The following is a 19,355-nucleotide window of genomic DNA, read 5'->3' on the forward strand; positions in this document are numbered from 1 at the left end:
AAGAAGACAGCGAAGTACGCAGAAGAGACGAGGACGATCATGCTGCGTCAACACAGAGGTACCTCCCGAGGACGGGCCGCCGCCGGCGCCGCCGCCCTGCTCACGACGACGGCCCTGCTCGCCTCGTGCGCATCGGGTGCCCAGGGGGCGACGACGCTCGACAAGGAGGCCGACGTCACGCTCACCTGGTGGACGGGCCAGGCCGACCAGGCCCAGACCATCCTCACGGGACTCGCCGAGGAGTTCGAGGAGGAACACCCCAACGTGACCATCGAGGTCTCGTCGGGAGCGCCGTCGACCGAGGACCTGTTCCAGAAGCTGTCGTCGTCGTTCGCCGGCGGCACCTACCCGGACATCTCGTACGCGTTCGGCTCGTGGGCGAGCGAGCTCGCGGAGTCCGAGCGCACGCTCGACATCACCGAGCAGGTCGCCGACCCCGCCGTCGGCTGGGACGAGTTCTCGGGCGCGGCGCAGGCGACGGCGCGGCCGACGGGCGACGCCACCATCGGGTTCCCCGCCGTCGTGGACAACCTCTCGCTGATCTACAACAAGACGGTCTTCGACGAGGCCGGCGTCGAGTACCCGACCGCCGACTGGACCTGGGACGACTTCCGTACCGCCGCGAAGGAGCTCACCGACCCCGCCACCAGCACCTACGGGTACGCGTACTCGGTGTCCGGCTCGGAGGAGACCACCTGGCAGTTCTGGCCGCACCTGTGGCAGAACGGCGGCGAGATCCTCGACGAGTCCGGCACCGAGGCGACCTTCGACTCGGAGGCCGGCGTGGAGGCGCTCACCCTGCTGCGGGACATGGCCGTCGAGGACGAGTCGGTCTACCTCGACCAGACCGACACCAAGTTCGGGCAGATCTTCGCCAGCGACCAGATCGGCATGATCACCTCGGGCCCGTGGTCGCTGTACGACCTGGGGGTGGCCGGCACCGACTACGGCGTCGTGCCGCTGCCCGGGACGGACGGCGAGCACACGACGATCTCGGGTGCGGACCTGTGGGTGCTGTTCGACCACCAGGACGCCAACCGTGAGTACTGGTCGTACGAGTTCACGAAGTGGCTCACCGACCCCGAGCAGGACGTGCGCTGGAACGTCGTCTACGGCAACCTCCCGCTGCGCGAGAGCGAGGTCGAGTCGCCGGAGTTCCAGGCGCAGGTCGAGGAGATGCCCGGCCTCGACGTGATGGCCGAGAACAGCGTGAACGCGACGATCCCGCGCCCGACCGTGCCGGGCTACGTCAACCTCTCCGAGGCGATCGGCACCGCGATCTCCGAGGTGCTGCAGGGCCAGGGCGAGCCGGCCGAGGCGCTGACGCGGGCCGCTGACGAGGCGTCCGCCGCGCTGGCGGACAAGTGACGGCGACCACCGCCGTCCGGACCAGGCGGGCCGTCCCGGACCGGCGGCCCGCCTCGGCCCGCCGGGGCCGGGACGGCCTCACCGGGTGGGGGTTCGTCGCGCCGGCGACCCTCATCGTGCTGGGCCTGTCGATCTTCCCGGCGGTCTGGGCCTTCCTGCTCTCCCTGCAGGACTGGAACGGGTTCTCCACGCCCGAGTCGGTCGGGTTCGACAACTACCGCGACATGGCCACCGACGCGGACCTCGCGGCGGCCGCCGGGCACACCCTGCTGTACACCGCGCTGTTCGTGCCCGCCTCGGTGCTGCTCGGCCTGGGCCTCGCCGTCGCCCTGAACCGGCGCATCGTGCTGGTCGGCCTGTACCGCACCCTGATCTTCCTGCCGTTCGTGGTGTCCGCCGCCGCCACAGGCATCCTCACGACCTACCTGTTCAACCCGCAGTTCGGGCTCGTCAACAACGTGCTCCGTGTCGTCGGGCTGCCGCAGCAGGGCTGGCTGGAGGACCCGCACCAGGCGATGGTGGTCCTCGCGATCATGTCGCTCTGGGGGCAGGCCGCCTTCACGACGGTCATCTACCTCGCCGCGCTCCAGGACATCCCCGCCGAGCTGGAGGAGGCCGCCCGCGTCGACGGCGCCAACCGCTGGCAGTCGTTCTGGCACGTGACGTTCCCGCAGCTCGCGCCCGTGACGGTGTTCGTGGCGATCTGGCAGACGATCCAGGCGATCCAGCTCTTCGACCTCGTGTACACGACCACCCGCGGCGGGCCGCTGAAGGCCACCGAGACGATCGTGTACTACCTCTGGACCTCGGCCTTCAAGGACCTCGAGTTCGGCTACGCGTCGGCGGTGGCCTACGGGCTGTTCGCCGTCACCCTCGCGATCACCATCGGCGTGACGATCTACTCACGCCGCAGCACGGTAGGTGGATTCTGATGACCATGATCCGCGTTCCCACCGGACCGCTCCCCGCTCCGCCGTCGGCCGTCGAGGCCGCCGAGCCGCTGCCGCGCCGCAAGCGGCACGCGGGCTGGCCGCACCTCCTGCTCGTACCCGTGGCGCTGCTGTTCGCCACGCCGTTCGTGCAGATGTTCCTGACCTCGCTGACGCCCGAGTCGGAGATCAACCGGTTCCCGCCGCGCTTCTTCCCCTCCGAGCTCACGCTCGACGGGTACGTGAAGCTGTTCCGCGACACCGACGTGCTCCTGTGGACCGGCAACACGGTGCTGGTCTCCCTGGTCGCGGTGGTCTCCCACCTCGCCCTGTGCTCGCTCGCGGGCTACGGGTTCGCCCGGCTGAAGTTCCCGGGGCGCAACGTCGGGTTCCTCATGATCATCGCGACGATCATGATCCCCACCCAGCTCCTCATGGTGCCCACCTACGTGATGTTCGCCCGCGTCGGCATCATCGACACGCTCGCCGCGGCGATGGTGCCGTGGCTCGCCTCGGTGTTCGGGATCTTCCTGATGCGCCAGTTCTTCCTGTCGCTGCCCGCGGAGCTGGAAGAGGCCGCGGAGCTCGACGGCTGCTCCCGCTGGGCCACGTTCTGGCGGATCATCCTGCCGCTCGCCCGGCCGGCGCTCGCGACGCTGGCGATCTTCACGCTCCTGAGCTCCTGGAACGACCTGGTCTGGCCGCTGATCGCGATCAACGACCCCAGCGCGTTCACGCTGCAGCTCGGCATCACCAACTTCCAGGGCGCACGGCGCACCGACTGGTCGCTGCTCATGGCGAGCAACGTGGTCGCGACGCTGCCCCTGATCCTCTTCTTCGTCTTCGCGCAGAAGCAGTTCATCGCCACCATGACGTTCACGGGAGTCAAGGGATGACCGAGCTCGACCCGGCCGCCGGTACCGATGCCGCCGGACCGCACGCACCGCTGCCCGTCGTCGTGGTGGGGGACGCGAACGTCGACCTCGTCCTGCGCGGCGACGTCGTGCCCCGCTTCGGCCAGGCCGAACAGCTCGCCGACTCCGGCGACCTGGTCCTGGGCGGCTCGGCGAGCATCGCGGCGTCGGGCGTCGCACGCCTGGGCGTGCCGACGTCGCTGGTGGCGCGCGTGGGCGCCGACACCTTCGGCACGTTCACGCTCGACGCCCTGCGCGGATCCGGCGTCGACGTCGGCTCCGTCGAGGTGGCGGACGACGAGCCCACCGGGCTCTCCGTCATCCTCTCCACACCCGGGGACCGGGCGATCCTCACGGTGCCCGGCACGATCCCCACGCTCACCGGCGAGCGGGTCACGCAGGTTCTCGATGCCCGGGACACGCCGGGGCTGCTGCACGTCGCCTCGTACTTCCTCCAGCCAGGCCTGGCCCGCGACCTGCCCGGCGTGCTCGCCCGCGCGCGGGCCCAGGGCTGGACGACGAGCCTCGACACCAACTGGGACCCGGGGGAGGAGTGGGCGGGGCTCGACGCCGTCCTGCCCCACCTGGACCTGCTGCTGCCCAACCGCAACGAGCTGCGCGCCATAGCGGGCGCGCTCGGCGAGCCCGCGGACCCGCACGACGGCATCGACGACGTGGCGCTCGCGACGCGGCTCGCCCGCCGCGGCCCGCGGGTGGTCGTCAAGGACGGGGCCGACGGCGGCTGGTCGGTGGGAGCTGACGGCGTCGTCGTCCGTGCGCCTGGCGTGGCCGTGGACGTCGTGGACACGACGGGGGCGGGGGACAGCTTCGACGCCGGCTACCTGGCGGCCCTGGCGTACGGCGTCCCGGACGAACGCACGCGTGTGCGGTGGGCGACCGTCGCTGGCTCGCTGTCGACGCTCGGCTCGGGCGGCACGGGACGGCAGGCGACCCGGGTCGACCTGGAGCGGGAGCTCGCGCGGTGATCTCCGCGATAGCGCTCAGCCCGTCGCTCGACGTCACGTACGTGGTCGACGAGCTGGCGGGGATCCAGCGCCCACGCTCGGTGCACCGCGTCGCGGGCGGCAAGGCGCTGAACGCGGCGCGTGCCGCCGCGGCCCTCGGTGCGCGGGTCTCCGCGGTGGCGGTGCTGGGTGCGGGCGCGGGGCAGGACGTCGCGGACGGCGCCCGGGCCGACGGCGTCGACGTGCACGTGGTGCCCGGCGCCGAGCCGACACGCACCTGCGTCTCGATCTTCTCGGTGGGCACCGGGCGGCTCACGGAGGTCTACGAGCGCGCCGTCCCGGTCGCCGCGAGCGAGGCCGCCGCCGCGCTCGACACCGCCGTCCGCCTGGCCGTGGACCGGCCGGGGTGGTGGCTGATCTCGGGCGGCCTGCCGGACTCCGCTCCCGGGGGCCTGCTCGCGGACGCCGTGCGGCGCCTGCACGACGCCGGGGTCCGGGTCGCCGTCGACAGCCACGGCGCGGCGCTGCACGACGCCGTGGGCGCCCGGCCGGACCTCGTCAAGGTGAACCGCGCGGAGGCGCTGGAGCTGGTGGGTGCGGGTGGCGGTGCTGCTGGCGGCGGCGATGTCGCCGAGCCGTCCGTGCCCGAGCTGCTCGCCGCGGTGCACGCACGCACCGGAGGGCTGGCCGTCATCACCGACGGCGCCGCCGGAGCCTGGGCGACGGACGGCGACCGGGTCCTGCGGGCCCGGCTCACGGGCCACACGGGTGGCTTCCCGGTGGGCAGCGGCGACTCGTTCCTCGGCGGACTGCTCGTCGCGCTCGACGGCGGCGCCGACCTCGCGGCGGCGCTGGCGCTGGCCACGGCAACCGGCACGGCGAACGCCCAGGCCCCGGGCGCGGCCGTCCTGGACCCGACCCTGGCCCGCCGCCTCGCCCAGAAGGTGCACGTGACCACGGCCATCTGAGGGCGCCGAACCGCAACTTCCACGTCCGGCACTGCGCCGAACCGCAACTTGCGCGCGTATCAGGGCCTCGGTGGGCGCGTAACCTTCGGATGGGCGGCCGGATAGACCAGCAGGCCTCAGTCCGGGACCACCTGGATCTCCACGCCTGCCGCCTCGATCGCGGCCAGGGCCTCCGGGTCGGCCGAGGAGTCCGTCACCAGCACGTCGATCTCCGCGAGGTCGGCGACCTTCGCGAGCGTCACCCGGCCCACCTTCGAGCCGTCGGCCACGACCACCACGTGCTCGGCGTGCGCCAGCATGGCGTGGTTGGTGCGGGCCTCGGTCTCGTCGTGGGTCGTCGCGCCGCCGCGCACGCTGATGCCGTCGGTGCCCAGGAACGCCGTGCCGACGTTGATGGCGTTGAACGTGTTCTCGGCCAGTGCCCCGACGGCCTCGAACGAGCTCGACCGCACGAACCCGCCGGTCATGATGACCTTCAGGTTGCTGCGCGACGCGAGCTCGGTGGCGGTGGTCAGGGCGTTGGTCACGATCGCGAGGTCGGGGCGGGTCGCCAGTTCGCGCGCGACGGCGGCCGCCGTCGTGCCACCGCTGATGGCCACCGAGTAGCGCCCCGCCGGGAGCAGGCCCGCGGCGTGCTCGGCGATGCGCAGCTTCGCGTCCCGGAACCGGTTGTCCCGCAGCAGCACGGGCACCTCGGTGGTGGGGTCGAGCGCGCGGACGCCGCCGTGCGTGCGCACCAGCAGGCCCTGTTCCTCCATCGCGGCGAGGTCGCGCCGCATCGTCGCCGAGGACACACCGAGCTCCCGGATCAGGTCGGTGAGCCGAGCGGTGCCCTGTTCGTTGACGTAGGTCAGGGTCCGCATCATGCGCTCCGTGCGCTTGTGCGAGATGGCGCGTGGTTCCGATTCCGCCGTGGTCGCCATGCCGTTCCCTTCTCGAACCGCTCACTCAGACTGATCGTTTAGCGCCAATTCTGATCGCATTCTTGCACATCTTGCGCGGGCCACCGGATGATCGACGGCATGGTCAGCATCGCGTTCATCGGCGCCGGGAGCGTCGTCTTCACCCGGCAGCTCGTCGCCGACATCCTGCGTTTCCCCGAGCTCGTGGACGCGCGTCTCGTGCTCCACGACATCGACCCCGAGCGGCTCGACGTCGCCGAGGCGACCGCGCGACAGGTCGACCGCCAGCTCGGCGGCCGGGCGACCGTCGTCGCGACGGCGGACCGGCGGGCCGCGCTCGACGGCGCGGACTTCGTCATCAACATGATCCAGGTCGGCGGCGTGGACGCCACGATCGCCGACCTCGAGATCCCGGCGCGCCACGGCCTGCGCCAGACGATCGGCGACACCACCGGCGTGGGCGGCATCTTCCGCGCGCTGCGCACGTTCCCCGTGCTGACGGCGCTGGCCGCCGACATGCGCGAGCTGTGCCCGGACGCGTGGCTGCTCAACTACACCAACCCGATGGCGATGAACGTCTGGTGGCTGTCCGTCGTCGCCCCCGAGCTGAAGGTCGCCGGGCTGTGCCACAGCGTCTACTGGACCGCCCACGACCTCGCGGAGCTGGTGGGCGTCCCGGTGGAGGAGACCCGCTTCCGCGCGGCCGGCGTCAACCACCAGGCCTGGCTGCTGGAGTGGGAGCACAAGGGGCAGGACCTCTACCCGGTGCTGCGCGACCGCATCCGGACAGACCCCGAGCTGGAGCGCCGCGTGCGCGTCGAGATCTTCCGCCGCATCGGCTACTACCCCACGGAGACGAGCGAGCACTCCTCGGAGTACCTGTCGTGGTTCCTGCGCGCGGACGCGCAGGTCGAGCGCTACCGGCTCCAGCCGCTGGAGTACGTCGGCATCAGCCGCGAGAACCTCGCCGAGCTCGACCGCGCGAAGAGGACGCTGGCCGCGGGCGGTGAGCTGGAGCTGGAGGAGGGCGCGAGCGAGTACGCGCCGCAGATCATCCACTCGCTGGTCACCGGGACCCGCCGCGAGGTGCACGTCAACGTGCCCAACCGGGGGCTGATCGACAACCTCGGGCAGGACGCCGTCGTCGAGGTGCCAGCGATCGTCGACGGATCGGGTATCGCGCCGGTGGCGATGGGCGCGCTGCCGATCCAGTGCGCCGCCGTCAACCAGGCGTACGTCTCCGTGGGGCGGCTGACCGTGGAGGCCGCCCGCACCGGCGACCCGCTCCTGGTCCGCCAGGCCGCGCTCATGGACCCGAACACTGCCTCCACGCTGACCCCGGAGCAGATCTGGGCGGTCTGCGACGAGCTCACCGCCGCGCACGGCGACCTGCTGCCCGAGGCGCTGCGCACTCCGGTCCCAGCGAGCGCGCAGTGACCCTCGCGGCGACGGGTTCCCTGGTCGCCGACGCCGTACGGGCTCGGGGCGCCGTCCTCGCGTTCAACGTCATCACGCTGGAGCACGCGGAGGGGATAGTCCTGGGCCTCGAGGCGGCCGGACTGCCAGGGATCCTGCAGGTCAGCGAGAACGCGGTGAACTTCCACGGCGGGCGGATGGCGCCGCTGGTGGCGGGGTGCCGGGAGGTCGCGGCGTCGGCGGGCGTGCCGGTCTCGGTGCACCTGGACCACGTCCAGGACCTCGACCTGGCCCGCTCGGTGGTCGCGAACGCCTGGCCGCTCGGCGTCTCCTCGCTCATGGTGGACGCGGCGCACCTGGACTACGAGGACAACGTCGCGGCGACGGCGGAGCTCGCCGCGGCCGGGCACCGCACCTCTCTGTGGATCGAGGCCGAGCTCGGCGCGATCGGCGGCAAGGACGGCGCGCACGCGCCGGGCGTGCGCACCGACCCGGACGAGGCGGCGTCGTTCGTGGCGCGGACCGGCGTGGACGGCCTCGCCGTCGCCGTGGGCAGCTCGCACGCCATGACGAGCGCGACGGCGGAGCTCGACCTCGACCTGGTCACCCGGCTCGCGGAGCGTCTCCCCGTGCCGCTCGTGCTGCACGGGTCCTCGGGGGTGCCGGTCGTGACGCTCCGGGCGGCCGTCGCCGCCGGTATCCGCAAGGTCAACGTCGGCACGGCGCTCAACGTGGGCTACACGGCCGAGGTGCGGCAGTACCTCGCGGCCGACGGCGCGGTGACCGACCCACGCAAGTACCTCGCCCCGGCACGGGCCGCTGTGCGGGACGTGGTGGACCGGCTGGCGACGGACGTGCTGCACGTCTGACCTGCCGGAGTGCCCGCGCAGCCCAGCGATCCGGCCCAGAACACGTACGGGATCTGGGCCGGATCGCTGGGCTGCGGCACATTCGGCGGGCTACGACACCGAGGGGACCTCGCCCAGGGTGAGGTACCCCGGCGCGTCCTGGTCCTGGGTGGTGTTGGCGAAGCGCAGCGGCGCGCCGCCCGCCATGACGTTGGGCACGTGGAAGGCCACCGTGGCGCCGCCGAGGTCCTGGCCGGCACCGTCGAGGGTCCCCTCCACGGTGGCGGTGGCGCCGGGCTGGATGCTCGGCAGGTCGGCGTCGACGACGGTCCGACCGACCACCTCGCCGTCGTCGTCCAGGACGACGAGCTCGGCCGGCCAGTCGCCGTAGAAGGGTGCGACGCCACGGTTGGTGAGGGTGAGCGTGACCGACGCCCCGTCGCCGTCGTTCGTCAGCGTGGCCTGCGTGCCGGCGAGGTCGTACCCGAGGGCGGCAGCGGCGGCGACGGCGCGCTCGCGGTCGTCGCCGTCGTACCCGGTCGCCCACGCCTGGTGGTTGATGATCCAGGAGGCGTGCGACGCCGTGGTCGAGCCGGCGACGTCGTAGTCCCGGCCGGCCGCTATCTCCTCCGCGGCGTTCGGGCAGTCGAGCGGCTCCGAGAAGATGCAGGTCTGCAGCGGCGGGTACAGCTCGCCGCCGATCGGCGCCGTGCGCCAGGCCTCGGTCATCCCGGCGGCCTGGACCTGGGAGAGGAAGTGCCAGTCCGTGGTGGGCAGGGTCGCGTACGCGAACGAGTCGTCGTGCAGCCCGAACCCGTGGGAGGCCACGTCGGCCGTGGGGTAGCGCGCCTGGAGCCAGGTCTCGTCGATGGCGGCGTCCCACGCGTCCCAGATCGTCGCGCGCGTCGCCGCCGACGGCATCCAGTCGATCCCCTCCGGGTTCGTCGGTTCGACGAGGCCGTTCATCGGGTACGTGTGGTCCTCGCCCCAGAAGCCGACCAGCCCGGCCGTGAGGTACGCGATCCGCGGGTCGCCGTCGTACCGCTCGCCCAGGGCGCCGATGAAGCCGGTGATCAGGTCCACGACCCGCGGGTCGTCGTAGTCGGGGGAGAAGCTGACACCGTTGTTGTCCCAGAAGTCGTAGCGGCGCTCCTGGCTGATCCCGCCCTCGCCGAGCAGGTACGCGGGCACGCCGGAGTCGCGGCCGGGGTAGTCGAGGTAGAAGCGCAGGACCGACTGGTGGCCGCGCTCGGCGATGCTGGAGAGGTAGGCGTCCACCCGGGTCCAGTCGTAGGTGTCCTCGCCGGTCACCACGGCGTCGACCGGCAGGTAGAACCACTCGAGCGTGTGCGGGAACGACGGGTCCGCGGCGTCGAGCGCCTGTCCGGGCTCCGGCGCGAAGGGCAGGAATCCCTTGAGCGGGTTGTCCGCCAGCGCGGCGGTCGGCTCGAGCGTCACGGTGTGGGTCACGGCGCGGGTACCGCCGCGGTTGCCGCCGTCGCCGCCGGACGAGGCGCCGGACGAGCCGCCCGGCGAGGCCGCGGCGCTGGTCCAGGCGGCCGTGCCGCCCAGCAGGGCCACGGCGCCCAGCGCGACGACCCCGACCAGAGCGGCGGCGGAAGATCTTCTTCGGTGACCTGACGTGGTGCGTGGAACTGACATCGACAGTCCTCCTTGACCGAGCGAACGGCGCCGGGCACGTCCCGGCGCCGTTCGGCCATCACAGCAGGAGTGAGCAGGTTATGCAAGAGGCTTGACATGGTTCTGTCAAACTGCTTGCCTAACGCCTGGCCCGCAGTGGGCCGCAGCCCATGAGGAGGGTCTCGATGACGAGAGCGATGACTGTCGACCTGCGCCGGCGTCGTGCGCCGGCCGTGCCGCGGCTGCGCAGGGCCGACAAGTGGGCCGCCGCCGTCCTGCTGTTCCCCGCGCTGCTCGGCTTCGTCCTGTTCTACCTGTACCCGACGGTCCGGGGCGTCTACTACTCGATGACGGACTTCAACCTGCTCAAGGAGCCCGGTCTTGTGGGCGCCGAGAACTTCCGGACGCTCGTCGCCGACCCGCAGGTGTGGACGTCGCTGCGCATCACCGCCGTCTTCGCGCTCGCGAACCTCGTGGTCATGCTCGTGCTCGCGCTCGGGCTCGCCGCGCTCATGCAGCGCCTGCGGCTGCGCACCTGGGTGCGTTCGCTCCTGCTGCTGCCCTGGCTGGTCCCCAACGTGGCGATCGCCCTGATCTGGGGCTGGCTGCTGGACGCCAACGTGGGCTTCCTGAAGAACCTGCTCGACTCGATCGGGATCGAGGGCGTCACGTTCTACAACCCCGACGCGGCACTCTGGATAGTCGTTGGCATCTCGGTCTGGTCCGGTCTCGGCTACACGGCCCTGCTGCTGTACGCCGGGATGCTCCAGGTGCCCGCGGAGCTCTACGAGGCGGGCGCGCTCGACGGCGCGAGCGAGACACGGATGTTCTTCCGGCTCACGCTTCCCCTGATCCGGCCCGTCCTCGCCCTGGTGCTCGTGGTGTCGCTCATCGGGTCGTTCCAGGTGTTCGACCTGGTGCAGGTGGGGTACGGCAACAACCCGATCCCCGAGGTCCGCGTCATCTACTACTACATCTATCAACAGGCATTCGCGTTCTACAAGATGGGCTATGCCTCCGCGATAGCGATCCTGCTCGTCGTCATCCTCGGGGCGCTCACCTACGTGCAGATGCGTCTCATGCGCGCCAACCGATCGGACCTGTCATGAGCGCGATCGCGATCCGACCGGGCAGGCTGGTGGCCTGGGGGGCCGTGGCCGTGGTGGTCGTCGCGACGGTCTTCCCCTTCTTCTGGATGGTGCGCACCGCGTTCACCCCCGCCGCCGGGCTCATCGAGGAGGCCGGCCGGCTGTGGCCGACCGACCCGACGCTGGTCAACTTCCGGCGCGTGCTCGGCCTGACGAGCGTGGAGGAGGCGGTCGCGGCCGGCGGCACCGGGGCCGCCATCGACTTCGTCCGCTACACCGCGAACTCGCTGCTCTACGCCGGCTCCGTGGCCGTGATCCAGACGTTGTCCTGCGCGGCGGCGGCCTACGCCTTCGCGCGCCTGCACTTCCGCGGCCGGGACGCGCTGTTCGGCCTGGTCCTCGCAGGGCTGATGGTGCCGGGCATCTTCACGCTGCTGCCGAACTTCGCCCTCATGCGGGAGCTGGGCCTGCTGAACACCATGGTGGGGCTCGTCGCGCCCGCGCTGCTGATGAGCCCGTTCACCATCTTCTTCCTCCGCCAGTTCTTCCTGTCCCTGCCGACCGACGTCGAGGAGGCGGCGATGCTCGACGGCGTGGGCAGCCTCGGGCGTTTCTGGCGCATCGCCCTGCCCATGAGCCGCGGACCGCTCGCCACCATGATGCTCATCACCCTCGTGGGCATGTGGAAGGACTACCTGTGGCCGCTGGTCGCGGGCAGCTCGCCCGAGACCCGCGTGCTGACCGTCGCGCTCGGGGTGTTCCAGCAGCAGTCGCCCAACACGGCACCCGACTGGACCGGGCTCATGGCCGGCGCCACCTTGTCGGTCGTCCCCGTACTCCTGCTGCTCGTCCTCCTGGGCAGGCAGCTCGTGCAGTCCCTCAACTTCTCCGGCGGGAAATGACCCCCGTGCGAACCGAAAGGAAGACCATGAAGAGGACCAAGGCGCTCGCGGCGCTCGGTGCCGCGTCGTTGCTGGCGCTCAGCGCGTGCTCCTCGGGAACCGGTGGCGACGATGCCGCCGGCGAGGCCGTGACGATCGACTACTGGCTCTGGGACGACACGCAGCTCCCGCTGTACCAGCAGTGCGCCGACGACTTCCACGAGCTCAACCCGGAGATCACGGTGACGCTCACCCAGACCGGGTGGGCGCAGTACTGGCAGAACCTGAGCACGCAGATCACCGCCGGGACAGCCCCGGACGTGTTCACCAACCAGATCTCGTACTACCTCCAGTTCGTGCAGAACGGTCAGCTCCTCGACCTGACCGACCGGGTCGAGGCCTCCGACGTCGACCTCGCCGCCTTCAAGGAGGGCCTCGCCGACCGGTGGGTCTTCGAGGGCAAGCGCTACGGGCTGCCCAAGGACTGGGACACCGTGGCCCTCCTGTACGACACGGAGGTCGCGAAGGAGGCGGGCTTCAGCGCCGAGCAGATGAGCGCGCTGACCTGGAACCCGGACGACGGCGGCACCTTCGAGGAGCTGGTCCGGGCCATGTCGCTCGACTCAGCGGGCCGCACGGGCCTGGACCCGGCGTACGACAAGGACGACGTCGTCCGCTACGGGTACTACCCCGAGTGGGCGGACGGCGCCGTCGGCCAGAACGGCTGGGGCAACTTCGCCCACTCGACAGGGTTCACCTACAGCGACGACGAGGGCGCGCCCACCTCGTTCAACTTCGACTCCGCCCCGCTGGTCGAGACCGCCGGCTGGCTGCAGGCGCTGATCGAGGACGGGTACGCGCCGCCGTTCGACGAGCAGTCCACGCTCGGTACCGAGGCCGTGATCACGAGCGGCAAGGCCGCGTCGACGATCACGGGCTCGTGGACAGCGTCCACGTACCTCGCCGAGGACGTGCCCCTGGACCTCGCCTTCGCGCAGGTGCCCGCAGGGCCGCAGGGGCGCACCGCCGCCACCAACGGTCTCGCCGACTCCGTCTGGGCCGGCACCGAGCACCCGGACCAGGCCTTCGCCTGGGTCGCGTACCTCGCGTCGTCGGCCTGCCAGGACACGGTGGGGGAGGCGGGCCTCGTGTTCCCCGCGCTGAGCTCGGGTACCGAGGCGGCGCTCGCGGCGCGCGCGGAGCAGGGCCTCGACTCGTCGGCGTTCGTCGGCGTGGCCGACGCAGGCGAGATCTTCGCCGTCCCGGCGTTCAACAACGCCGCGGAGGTGAACGCCGCCGTCCAGGACGCCATGCAGGCGATCGCCCAGGGCGCCGACCCGGCAGTGCGGCTGGGGGAGGCGAACGACGCCGTCGAGTCGCTCTTCGAGTAGCCCGGACCGGCTCGAGCAGCCCAGTTCGAACAGCCCAGTTCGAGCAGTCCAGACCGGCCGGCGGCCTCCGCCGTCGGCACACCGACCGACCTCGTGTCGGTCCGTACCACGGCGGGAGCGGTGCGCGGCACCGCTCCCGCCGTCCACGAGGAGAACGCATGTCAGCTGGAACCCAGGCCACCGTCCCGATGCGTCTTGACGGCGCGGTGTGCGCGGAGCGGCCGAGCTGGGCTCGGCCGGCGACGGAGGTCGCGGAGACCTTCCTGAACGCCTCACGCGTGTCCGTCCTGCACGGCATCGCCGACGGCGACGTCTACCGGAACGGGCAGAACTCCTGGTCCCCGACGGGCTGGCGGCGGCTCACGCAGGAGCCGCTGCGCGTCGCCGACGTCCGGCGCAGGCAGACCGCCGACGACACCGGCTGGGACGACCCGTCGCGGCACCACGCGTCGTGGATGATGACCGTGACCGACGGCGCCACCGCGTACCTGCTGGGCTGCCTGGAGGGCGACACCCCCAGGCTGCACGCCGACCGGGACGTGCTCGCCGCCTGGACCGAGACGGGGCGGGCGGCCTCCTGGGTGCTGCTGGCCGGCACCGAGCACGAGGTGTTCACGCGGTACCGCGACCTGCTCGCGGACCGGTACGGCGTGCGGGGCGAGGACCCGGGGACCGTGTGGTCGTCCTGGTACTCGCTGTACGAGACGGTCTCCCGTGCGGACCTCGACAAGATCGTGCCGCAGCTCCCGGAGCTGGGCTTCGACACCGTCCAGATCGACGACGGCTGGGAGGAGCTCGTCGGGGACTGGACGCCGAACGAGAAGTTCGCCGCGGGCATGAAGGACGCCGCCACCGCGATCACGGACCGCGGGATGCGCCCCGGGCTGTGGATCGCACCGTTCATCGCGCTGCCGCAGTCGCGGGTGGTCCGGCAGAACCCGCAGATGCTGCTGCGCGACGTCGACGGCGCCCCGGTCCGTGCCGGGTCCAACTGGGGCACCGACTACTACACCTTCGACTTCACGCGGCAGGACGCGCGGGACTTCCTCGCCGAGACGGTGACGCGCGCCGTCGACTGGGGGTTCAGCTACCTCAAGCTCGACTTCATCAATGCGGGCGCCGTGGCCGGGGTGCGCGCGGAGGACGTCGACCGGGAGGCCGCCTACCGTTCGGCGATCGAGCTGGTCCGGGACGCCGTCGGCCCGGACGTCTACCTGCTGGGGTCCGGCGCGCCGGTCTTCCCGTCGCTGGGAGTGCTGAACGCGGTACGCACCGGGCCCGACGTGGCGCCCATGTGGGACAACTACGCCAGCGACGACCCGTCCGACGCCATGGCGCGCAACGCCGTCTTCAACGGCGTGAACCGGCTCTGGATGCGCGGCCTGATCGGTATCGACCCCGACGTCGTGTACTTCCGGCGTCGGCGCAACCTGCTGAGCGACGAGCAGATGCAGTGGCTGCGGGACTGTGCGCGGCTCTCGGCGTTCCGCGCCGTCTCGGACCCGCCCGACTGGATCGAGCCGGCCGACCTACCGGCGCTGCGCGAGTTCCTCACGAGTACGCCGGCCACCGAGCGGGTGGACCGCTACCGCTACCGGATCGGCTCGCGCCTGGTGGACTTCGGTCCGGCGATCGACGGCGGAGCGGGCCACTACCCCCTCTAGGTTCTCCTCCTCGACGTGTCAGACCCTCAGGTCACCAGGGTGACCTCAGGGTCTGACACGTCGAGGGCTCAGGCGTGGGGGCGTTCGGCGGGCAGCAGCCGCTCGGCGTAGAAGGTCGACTCGACGTCGGCCATGGCCAGCCGGACGGCCCCGCGCGCGACGTGGTCGGGCCCCAGGGAGGAGACCTTCACCTGGGGCATCCGCACGACGCTCTTGCTGAGCATCGCGCCGAACTCCGCGCCCCAGAGGTCCGCCCACGGTGTGCTGCCGCCGCCCAGCACCACTATCTCGGGATCGAGCGTGAGCACCACGGCGGCGGCCCCGGTCGCGAGGTCGCGGGCGTACCGCCACACCGCCTCGCGTGCCTCGGCATTGCCCTGCCGAGCCTGCCGGAACGTCCACGCGGACCGTTCGCTCTCCCGGAGCGACCCGGGCATGCCGGGCACGTGCTGCAGGTCCTCCAGGGCCGTGAGCCAGCGGACGGCGGGGAGCGCGCCGATCTCCCCGGCGGCCCCGCCGTGCCCCCGCACCAGCCGGCCGTTGACAAGTGCGGCCGCCCCGGTGCGCAGCCCCGCGAGGATGTAGACGACGTCCCGGGCGCCGCTCACCACCCCCCACTCGTGCTCGGCGAGGAGGGCCACCTTGACGTCGTTCTCCACCTGGACGGGGCAGGTGAACCGGCGGCCGAGGTGCCCGACGAGGTCGACCTCTGCCCAGCCCGGCAGCGGGCTCACCATCGACGTGCGGCCCTGTGCGTCGACCGGACCCGTCACGGCGGCGGCGACCGACCAGACCGCTTCCGGCGTCGCGCCCGCGCCGGCGAGCGCCGCCTCGACGACCTCGTCGAGCCGGTCGAGCCGCTGCGCTGGCGCCGCCGTCGGCTCGACGGCGAGCTCGTGACCGGCCAGGACCGTCCCGGCGAGGTCGGTCAGCACGGCGCTGATCCGGTGCACCCCGATGTCGATCCCGAGGATCCTGCCGATCTCGGCGTGGAAGCGGAAGCGCTGCGGCGGGCGGCCGCCCTGACCGTTCGGCACCGGCTCCACCGCCACTACCCAGCCGAGGTCCGTCAGCTCGGACACCAGGGAGTTGATGCTCGGGCGGGACAGCCCGGTCGCGCGGACCAGCTCCGTCGTCGTCGACCCGGAACTCGCGCGGACCTCGCGGAAGGTGCGCACGAGGTTGAGGTCGCGGACCTGGGGATTCTCGCGCTTCGTCACGGGGCCATCCTCTCGCGCCCGGCGGGCGCCGGCCCAACCGAGCGGTGGGGCGCGCGTAGGACTCCGTCCGTTCAGGCCCTCGACCGGCGCGGCAGGGTCAGGCGTCCCAGGCCTCGGTGAACTCGGCGAGGTTGATCTTGCCGTCGTCGTCGTTGTCGGCCTTGCCGAAGATCTGCTCGAGGTCCTTGTCGGAGGTCTCCTCGCCGCGCGTGGCCATGGCCTGGCGGAACTCGTCGGCGGTGATGTGGCCGTCGCCATCGCCGTCGAACTCGACAAACGTACGGCTGAGCTCGTCGTTGGTGGTCATGGGCAATACCTCCGCAATGTCGGAAAACAAAGTCGGGGAGTATGCAACCACAGATCGGTCGCGGCGGCCCCCGAAACTGGCTCGGTTCCGCTACGGTGCGCGTGCGACTTGCCGACGTCCGGAAGACCAGACAATGAGGTTGTCCATGAGGTTGTACGCAGCAGCGCCCGCCCGAGGTGCCCGTCAGGTGCTCGGTGACCTGATGCTGCTCGCCTGGATCGCGGGCTGGGCCTGGGCCGGACGCGAGACCCACGACGCGACGCTGACTCTCGGGCAGCCCGGCCTGGCGACGGCGTCGGCGGCCGACGAGATGGCCGGCCGGTTCCACGACGTGGAGGGCCGGATCGGCGGTATCCCCGGCGTGGGGGACGACCTGGCCGCACCTTTCCGCGGCGCCGCCGACGCGGCAGAGAGCCTGGCCGTTGCCGGCCGGTCCCAGGCCGAGACCGTGGCCGACATCGCGCTGCTCGTCGGGTTGGCGGTGTTCCTGGTCCCGGTGCTGCTGATCGCCGTGCTGTACGTGCCGTTCCGGGTCCGGTTCATCCGGCGCGCGACCGCCGCCCGGCGGTTCGTGGGCGCCGACCCGCAGCTGCTGGCGCTGCGTGCCCTGGCGAACCAGCCGCTGAGGTCCCTGACCCGCATCTCGGACGACCCGGTGGCCGCATGGCGATCCGGCGACCCGACAGCGGTCCGCAAGCTGGCGGACCTGGAGCTGCGCTCCCTCGGCCTGAAGCGTTGAGTGCTGGATATTCGCCCCTTCGCACGCGAATGAAGGGCGAATATCCAGCACTCAACGGACGTGGGTCAGGCGGCTGGGTCGGCCAACAGGGCTGCCAGGGCGGCCGGGCGGGTGAACATCGGCCAGTGGCCCGAGTCCAGGTCGACCAGGTCGACGTTCTTCGCCCGTGCGAGCTCCGGCACGTCGCCGGCCTCGATCCACTGCCTCGCCTGCTCGGCCGTGAACTCGGGGCACACGACGACCACCGGCACGTCGAACCGCCGCTCGTCGGTCAGCTGCACCACGCCTCGGGCCACCCCCTCGGGGACCGGGACCGCCTTGGCCGCGAAAGCATTCTTGAGCTCGTCGGAGAGGTCGGCGGAGTCCGGGCCCTCGAACGGTCCCCAGCCGGGAAACGGCATGACGCCGTCGGTCATCTCGAACAGGTCGGCGTAGAGCTTGCCGTCGTCCCACGGGAACCCGCCGATCAGCACCACGCCGGCGAGCTCCTCCGGGCGGGCGTCGGCGGCGAGCCAGGCCAGGGTGCACGCGGCCGAGTGGCCCACGACCAGCGGCTTGCCGGCGCTCGCGTCCACCGCCGCGAGCACCGCGGTGACCTGGTCCGCCAGCGTCGCCGTCGTCGAGCCGTCGCCCTGTCCGGGAAGCGCGACCGGCACGGCACGGTGGCCGAGCGCCTCGAGCTCCGGCACCACGCCGTCCCAGGCGGACGTGTCGAGCCAGAGGCCTCCGATGAGCAGGATGTCCATGATTTCTCTCCCGTGGTGAGTGCGGCAGGATGCCGTTGAGCACCACGCTAGAACCAGTTCCGGACGTTCTACTTCCGGATCAGTTCTCGGATCATTTCCGATGTCTCATTCGATGTCTGAATGCCGATGAGTTTTTCGTCCCCGGTCGTCAGAGTAGGCAGAGGGCCGAGCAGGCCACCGCCACGTGCACCACCACGTGAACCACCACTACCCAGGAGAGCCCCGCATGAGCACCATCGTCGCCACCCACTTCGTCTCGCTCGACGGCAAGGTCGACCCGACCGGCGGGGACCCCGAGCTGCACGACACGGAGTGGACCTTCAAGACTGTTGCCCCGGCGCCGGAGGCGTACGAGCTCAAGGGCCGTGAGCAGGAGGAGGCGGGCGCGCTGCTGCTGGGCCGCGCCAGCTACCAGATGTTCGCGCCCGTGTGGCCCGACATGGAGGAGTTCACGCGCTACAACACCCTGCCCAAGTACGTCGTCTCGACGACGCTCACCGAGGCGGACCTGACCGAGGGCTGGGGCGAGACCACCATCCTGCGCTCGCTCGACGACGTCGCGAAGCTCAAGGACTCGGACGTCGGCGAGATCCAGGTGCACGGCAGCGTCTCCCTCACGCGGGCGCTCGCGGACGCGGGACTCATCGACGCGTACCACCTGCTCGTGTTCCCGGTGCTCCTGGGCCAGGGCAAGCCGCTGTTCAGCGACGCCGACAAGGCGGCCCAGAACCTCCGCCTCGTCGAGCACGAGGCGTACAAGAACGGCGTCCAGAAGCAGATCTTCGAGGTGGTGCGCTGACGGTCCCGTACCGTCTGTCACGTGCGATGACCGCCCCCGGACCGATCGGCCCGGGGGCGGTCAGCACACCCGTCAGCGCAGGACGGCCAGCGCAGCAGCGGTCAGCTCACGTCGCCGCGCCAGGCGCCCGTCTCGGTGCCGCGCGACTCGATGAACTCCTTGAACCGGTCAAGGTCGCCCTGGACGCGGCGGTCGTCGAAGTTCAGGGCGCTGCCCACCTTCTCCGTTGCGTTGTCCGGCTCCCAGTCCAGCTGCACGGTGACCCGGGTCTGATCGTCCTGGAGCCGGTGGAACGTGACGACGCCGGCCTGCTGCGGCCCGGTCCGGCTCGTCCACGCGACCCGCTCGTCCGGATGCTGTTCCGTGATCTCGGCGTCGAACTCCCGCTCGACCCCGCCCACCTTCGTCTTCCAGTGGGTATGGGTCGTGTCGAGCTGGCGGATCTCCTCGACGCCCTCCATGAACCGGGGGAACTCCTCGAACTGCGTCCACTGGTTGTAGACGGCGCTGACGGGGACATCCACGTCGATCGACTTCGTGATGGTGGCCACGAGGCTCTCCTTTCGTCG

General features: G+C 71.5%; 19 protein-coding genes. 13 read left to right on the forward strand and 6 right to left on the reverse strand.

The annotated features are described in order from the left end of the window. Nucleotides 1–39 precede the first annotated feature (39 nt). From ACQEVI_RS22690 to ACQEVI_RS22710, 5 genes are read left to right on the forward strand one after another with little or no spacing between them, the layout of a single operon-like run. The gene (locus ACQEVI_RS22690) at nucleotides 40–1,368 is read left to right on the forward strand and encodes an ABC transporter substrate-binding protein (protein ID WP_432903176.1); all 1,329 of its coding nucleotides are present in this window, start codon (nucleotides 40–42) and stop codon (nucleotides 1,366–1,368) included. Beyond that, complete coding sequence (locus ACQEVI_RS22695) at nucleotides 1,365–2,300, forward strand: carbohydrate ABC transporter permease (protein WP_432903179.1); 936 nt, start codon at nucleotides 1,365–1,367, stop codon at nucleotides 2,298–2,300. The genes ACQEVI_RS22690 and ACQEVI_RS22695 overlap by 4 nt, the downstream gene beginning before the upstream one ends. Beyond that, the gene (locus ACQEVI_RS22700) at nucleotides 2,300–3,193 is read left to right on the forward strand and encodes a carbohydrate ABC transporter permease (protein ID WP_432903182.1); all 894 of its coding nucleotides are present in this window, start codon (nucleotides 2,300–2,302) and stop codon (nucleotides 3,191–3,193) included. The genes ACQEVI_RS22695 and ACQEVI_RS22700 overlap by 1 nt, the downstream gene beginning before the upstream one ends. Further along, a complete protein-coding gene (locus ACQEVI_RS22705) occupies nucleotides 3,190–4,197 on the forward strand; it encodes a carbohydrate kinase family protein (protein WP_432903185.1) in 1,008 nt (335 codons plus the stop codon). The genes ACQEVI_RS22700 and ACQEVI_RS22705 overlap by 4 nt, the downstream gene beginning before the upstream one ends. Then, nucleotides 4,194–5,144 carry a PfkB family carbohydrate kinase gene (locus ACQEVI_RS22710; protein ID WP_432903187.1) on the forward strand — a complete coding sequence of 317 codons (951 nt, stop codon included), beginning with the start codon at nucleotides 4,194–4,196 and terminating at the stop codon, nucleotides 5,142–5,144. The genes ACQEVI_RS22705 and ACQEVI_RS22710 overlap by 4 nt, the downstream gene beginning before the upstream one ends. A 116-nt stretch (nucleotides 5,145–5,260) precedes the next feature. Here ACQEVI_RS22710 and ACQEVI_RS22715 read toward each other — a convergent pair whose 3' ends face one another. Next, nucleotides 5,261–6,067: a DeoR/GlpR family DNA-binding transcription regulator gene (locus ACQEVI_RS22715; protein ID WP_432903190.1), complete on the reverse strand. Its 807-nt coding sequence runs from the start codon at nucleotides 6,065–6,067 to the stop codon at nucleotides 5,261–5,263. A 99-nt stretch (nucleotides 6,068–6,166) separates the two neighbouring features. Here ACQEVI_RS22715 and ACQEVI_RS22720 point away from each other — a divergent pair, with 99 nt between their 5' ends. Both ACQEVI_RS22720 and ACQEVI_RS22725 read left to right on the forward strand, forming a co-directional pair. Next, nucleotides 6,167–7,483 carry an alpha-glucosidase/alpha-galactosidase gene (locus tag ACQEVI_RS22720; RefSeq protein ID WP_432903192.1) on the forward strand — a complete coding sequence of 439 codons (1,317 nt, stop codon included), beginning with the start codon at nucleotides 6,167–6,169 and terminating at the stop codon, nucleotides 7,481–7,483. Further along, nucleotides 7,480–8,331, forward strand: a complete 852-nt coding sequence (locus ACQEVI_RS22725; protein ID WP_432903195.1) for a class II fructose-bisphosphate aldolase — start codon at nucleotides 7,480–7,482, stop codon at nucleotides 8,329–8,331. Before ACQEVI_RS22720 ends, ACQEVI_RS22725 begins: the two co-directional genes overlap by 4 nt. Nucleotides 8,332–8,421: 90 nt before the next feature. On the opposite strand, the gene ACQEVI_RS22730 is transcribed toward ACQEVI_RS22725, so the two are convergent. Next, nucleotides 8,422–9,972: a DUF4832 domain-containing protein gene (locus ACQEVI_RS22730; protein ID WP_432903199.1), complete on the reverse strand. Its 1,551-nt coding sequence runs from the start codon at nucleotides 9,970–9,972 to the stop codon at nucleotides 8,422–8,424. Nucleotides 9,973–10,136: 164 nt separating this feature from the next. Between ACQEVI_RS22730 and ACQEVI_RS22735 the strand changes: the two genes are divergently transcribed. The 4 genes from ACQEVI_RS22735 (at nucleotide 10,137) to ACQEVI_RS22750 (ending at nucleotide 14,975) form a co-directional block, all read left to right on the forward strand. Further along, nucleotides 10,137–11,060, forward strand: a complete 924-nt coding sequence (locus tag ACQEVI_RS22735; RefSeq protein ID WP_432903202.1) for a carbohydrate ABC transporter permease — start codon at nucleotides 10,137–10,139, stop codon at nucleotides 11,058–11,060. Then, on the forward strand, nucleotides 11,057–11,941 hold the full coding sequence (locus ACQEVI_RS22740) for a carbohydrate ABC transporter permease (RefSeq protein WP_432903205.1): 885 nt from the start codon (nucleotides 11,057–11,059) through the stop codon (nucleotides 11,939–11,941). Before ACQEVI_RS22735 ends, ACQEVI_RS22740 begins: the two co-directional genes overlap by 4 nt. Nucleotides 11,942–11,967: 26 nt before the next feature. Continuing rightward, nucleotides 11,968–13,311, forward strand: coding sequence for an ABC transporter substrate-binding protein (locus tag ACQEVI_RS22745; RefSeq protein WP_432903208.1), 1,344 nt, complete (start codon nucleotides 11,968–11,970; stop codon nucleotides 13,309–13,311). Between the two features lie 158 nt (nucleotides 13,312–13,469). Then, nucleotides 13,470–14,975: a glycoside hydrolase family 36 protein gene (locus ACQEVI_RS22750; protein WP_432903211.1), complete on the forward strand. Its 1,506-nt coding sequence runs from the start codon at nucleotides 13,470–13,472 to the stop codon at nucleotides 14,973–14,975. Between the two features lie 68 nt (nucleotides 14,976–15,043). On the opposite strand, the gene ACQEVI_RS22755 is transcribed toward ACQEVI_RS22750, so the two are convergent. Next, nucleotides 15,044–16,195: an ROK family transcriptional regulator gene (locus ACQEVI_RS22755; RefSeq protein ID WP_432903214.1), complete on the reverse strand. Its 1,152-nt coding sequence runs from the start codon at nucleotides 16,193–16,195 to the stop codon at nucleotides 15,044–15,046. Between the two features lie 97 nt (nucleotides 16,196–16,292). Then, the gene (locus ACQEVI_RS22760) at nucleotides 16,293–16,502 is read right to left on the reverse strand and encodes an EF-hand domain-containing protein (RefSeq protein ID WP_432903217.1); all 210 of its coding nucleotides are present in this window, start codon (nucleotides 16,500–16,502) and stop codon (nucleotides 16,293–16,295) included. 145 nt (nucleotides 16,503–16,647) lie between these two features. Between ACQEVI_RS22760 and ACQEVI_RS22765 the strand changes: the two genes are divergently transcribed. After that, on the forward strand, nucleotides 16,648–17,241 hold the full coding sequence (locus tag ACQEVI_RS22765) for a hypothetical protein (protein WP_432903220.1): 594 nt from the start codon (nucleotides 16,648–16,650) through the stop codon (nucleotides 17,239–17,241). A 65-nt stretch (nucleotides 17,242–17,306) separates the two neighbouring features. On the opposite strand, the gene ACQEVI_RS22770 is transcribed toward ACQEVI_RS22765, so the two are convergent. Beyond that, entirely contained in the window at nucleotides 17,307–17,987 is a 681-nt protein-coding gene (locus ACQEVI_RS22770; protein ID WP_432903223.1) for an alpha/beta fold hydrolase, read from the reverse strand. Nucleotides 17,988–18,213: 226 nt separating this feature from the next. Between ACQEVI_RS22770 and ACQEVI_RS22775 the strand changes: the two genes are divergently transcribed. Then, a complete protein-coding gene (locus ACQEVI_RS22775; RefSeq protein ID WP_432903226.1) occupies nucleotides 18,214–18,786 on the forward strand; it encodes a dihydrofolate reductase family protein in 573 nt (190 codons plus the stop codon). A gap of 101 nt (nucleotides 18,787–18,887) precedes the next feature. On the opposite strand, the gene ACQEVI_RS22780 is transcribed toward ACQEVI_RS22775, so the two are convergent. Further along, on the reverse strand, nucleotides 18,888–19,337 hold the full coding sequence (locus tag ACQEVI_RS22780) for an SRPBCC family protein (protein ID WP_432903229.1): 450 nt from the start codon (nucleotides 19,335–19,337) through the stop codon (nucleotides 18,888–18,890). Nucleotides 19,338–19,355: the final 18 nt, after the last annotated feature.

This window comes from Promicromonospora sp. CA-289599, from assembly GCF_050936155.1.
Classification (GTDB): Bacteria; Actinomycetota; Actinomycetes; order Actinomycetales; family Cellulomonadaceae; genus Promicromonospora.

Excerpts from the sequence above, each read along its gene's own strand:
- ACQEVI_RS22690 (WP_432903176.1), top strand. The coding sequence starts at position 40 with ATGCTGCGTCAACACAGAGGTACCTCCCGAGGACGGGCCGCCGCCGGC.
- ACQEVI_RS22700 (WP_432903182.1), top strand. The coding sequence starts at position 2,300 with ATGACCATGATCCGCGTTCCCACCGGACCGCTCCCCGCTCCGCCGTCG.
- ACQEVI_RS22705 (WP_432903185.1), top strand. The coding sequence starts at position 3,190 with ATGACCGAGCTCGACCCGGCCGCCGGTACCGATGCCGCCGGACCGCAC.
- ACQEVI_RS22715 (WP_432903190.1), bottom strand. The coding sequence starts at position 6,067 with ATGGCGACCACGGCGGAATCGGAACCACGCGCCATCTCGCACAAGCGC.
- ACQEVI_RS22720 (WP_432903192.1), top strand. The coding sequence starts at position 6,167 with ATGGTCAGCATCGCGTTCATCGGCGCCGGGAGCGTCGTCTTCACCCGG.
- ACQEVI_RS22730 (WP_432903199.1), bottom strand. The coding sequence starts at position 9,972 with ATGTCAGTTCCACGCACCACGTCAGGTCACCGAAGAAGATCTTCCGCC.
- ACQEVI_RS22735 (WP_432903202.1), top strand. The coding sequence starts at position 10,137 with ATGACGAGAGCGATGACTGTCGACCTGCGCCGGCGTCGTGCGCCGGCC.
- ACQEVI_RS22740 (WP_432903205.1), top strand. The coding sequence starts at position 11,057 with ATGAGCGCGATCGCGATCCGACCGGGCAGGCTGGTGGCCTGGGGGGCC.
- ACQEVI_RS22745 (WP_432903208.1), top strand. The coding sequence starts at position 11,968 with ATGAAGAGGACCAAGGCGCTCGCGGCGCTCGGTGCCGCGTCGTTGCTG.
- ACQEVI_RS22750 (WP_432903211.1), top strand. The coding sequence starts at position 13,470 with ATGTCAGCTGGAACCCAGGCCACCGTCCCGATGCGTCTTGACGGCGCG.
- ACQEVI_RS22760 (WP_432903217.1), bottom strand. The coding sequence starts at position 16,502 with ATGACCACCAACGACGAGCTCAGCCGTACGTTTGTCGAGTTCGACGGC.
- ACQEVI_RS22765 (WP_432903220.1), top strand. The coding sequence starts at position 16,648 with ATGAGGTTGTACGCAGCAGCGCCCGCCCGAGGTGCCCGTCAGGTGCTC.
- ACQEVI_RS22770 (WP_432903223.1), bottom strand. The coding sequence starts at position 17,987 with ATGGACATCCTGCTCATCGGAGGCCTCTGGCTCGACACGTCCGCCTGG.
- ACQEVI_RS22775 (WP_432903226.1), top strand. The coding sequence starts at position 18,214 with ATGAGCACCATCGTCGCCACCCACTTCGTCTCGCTCGACGGCAAGGTC.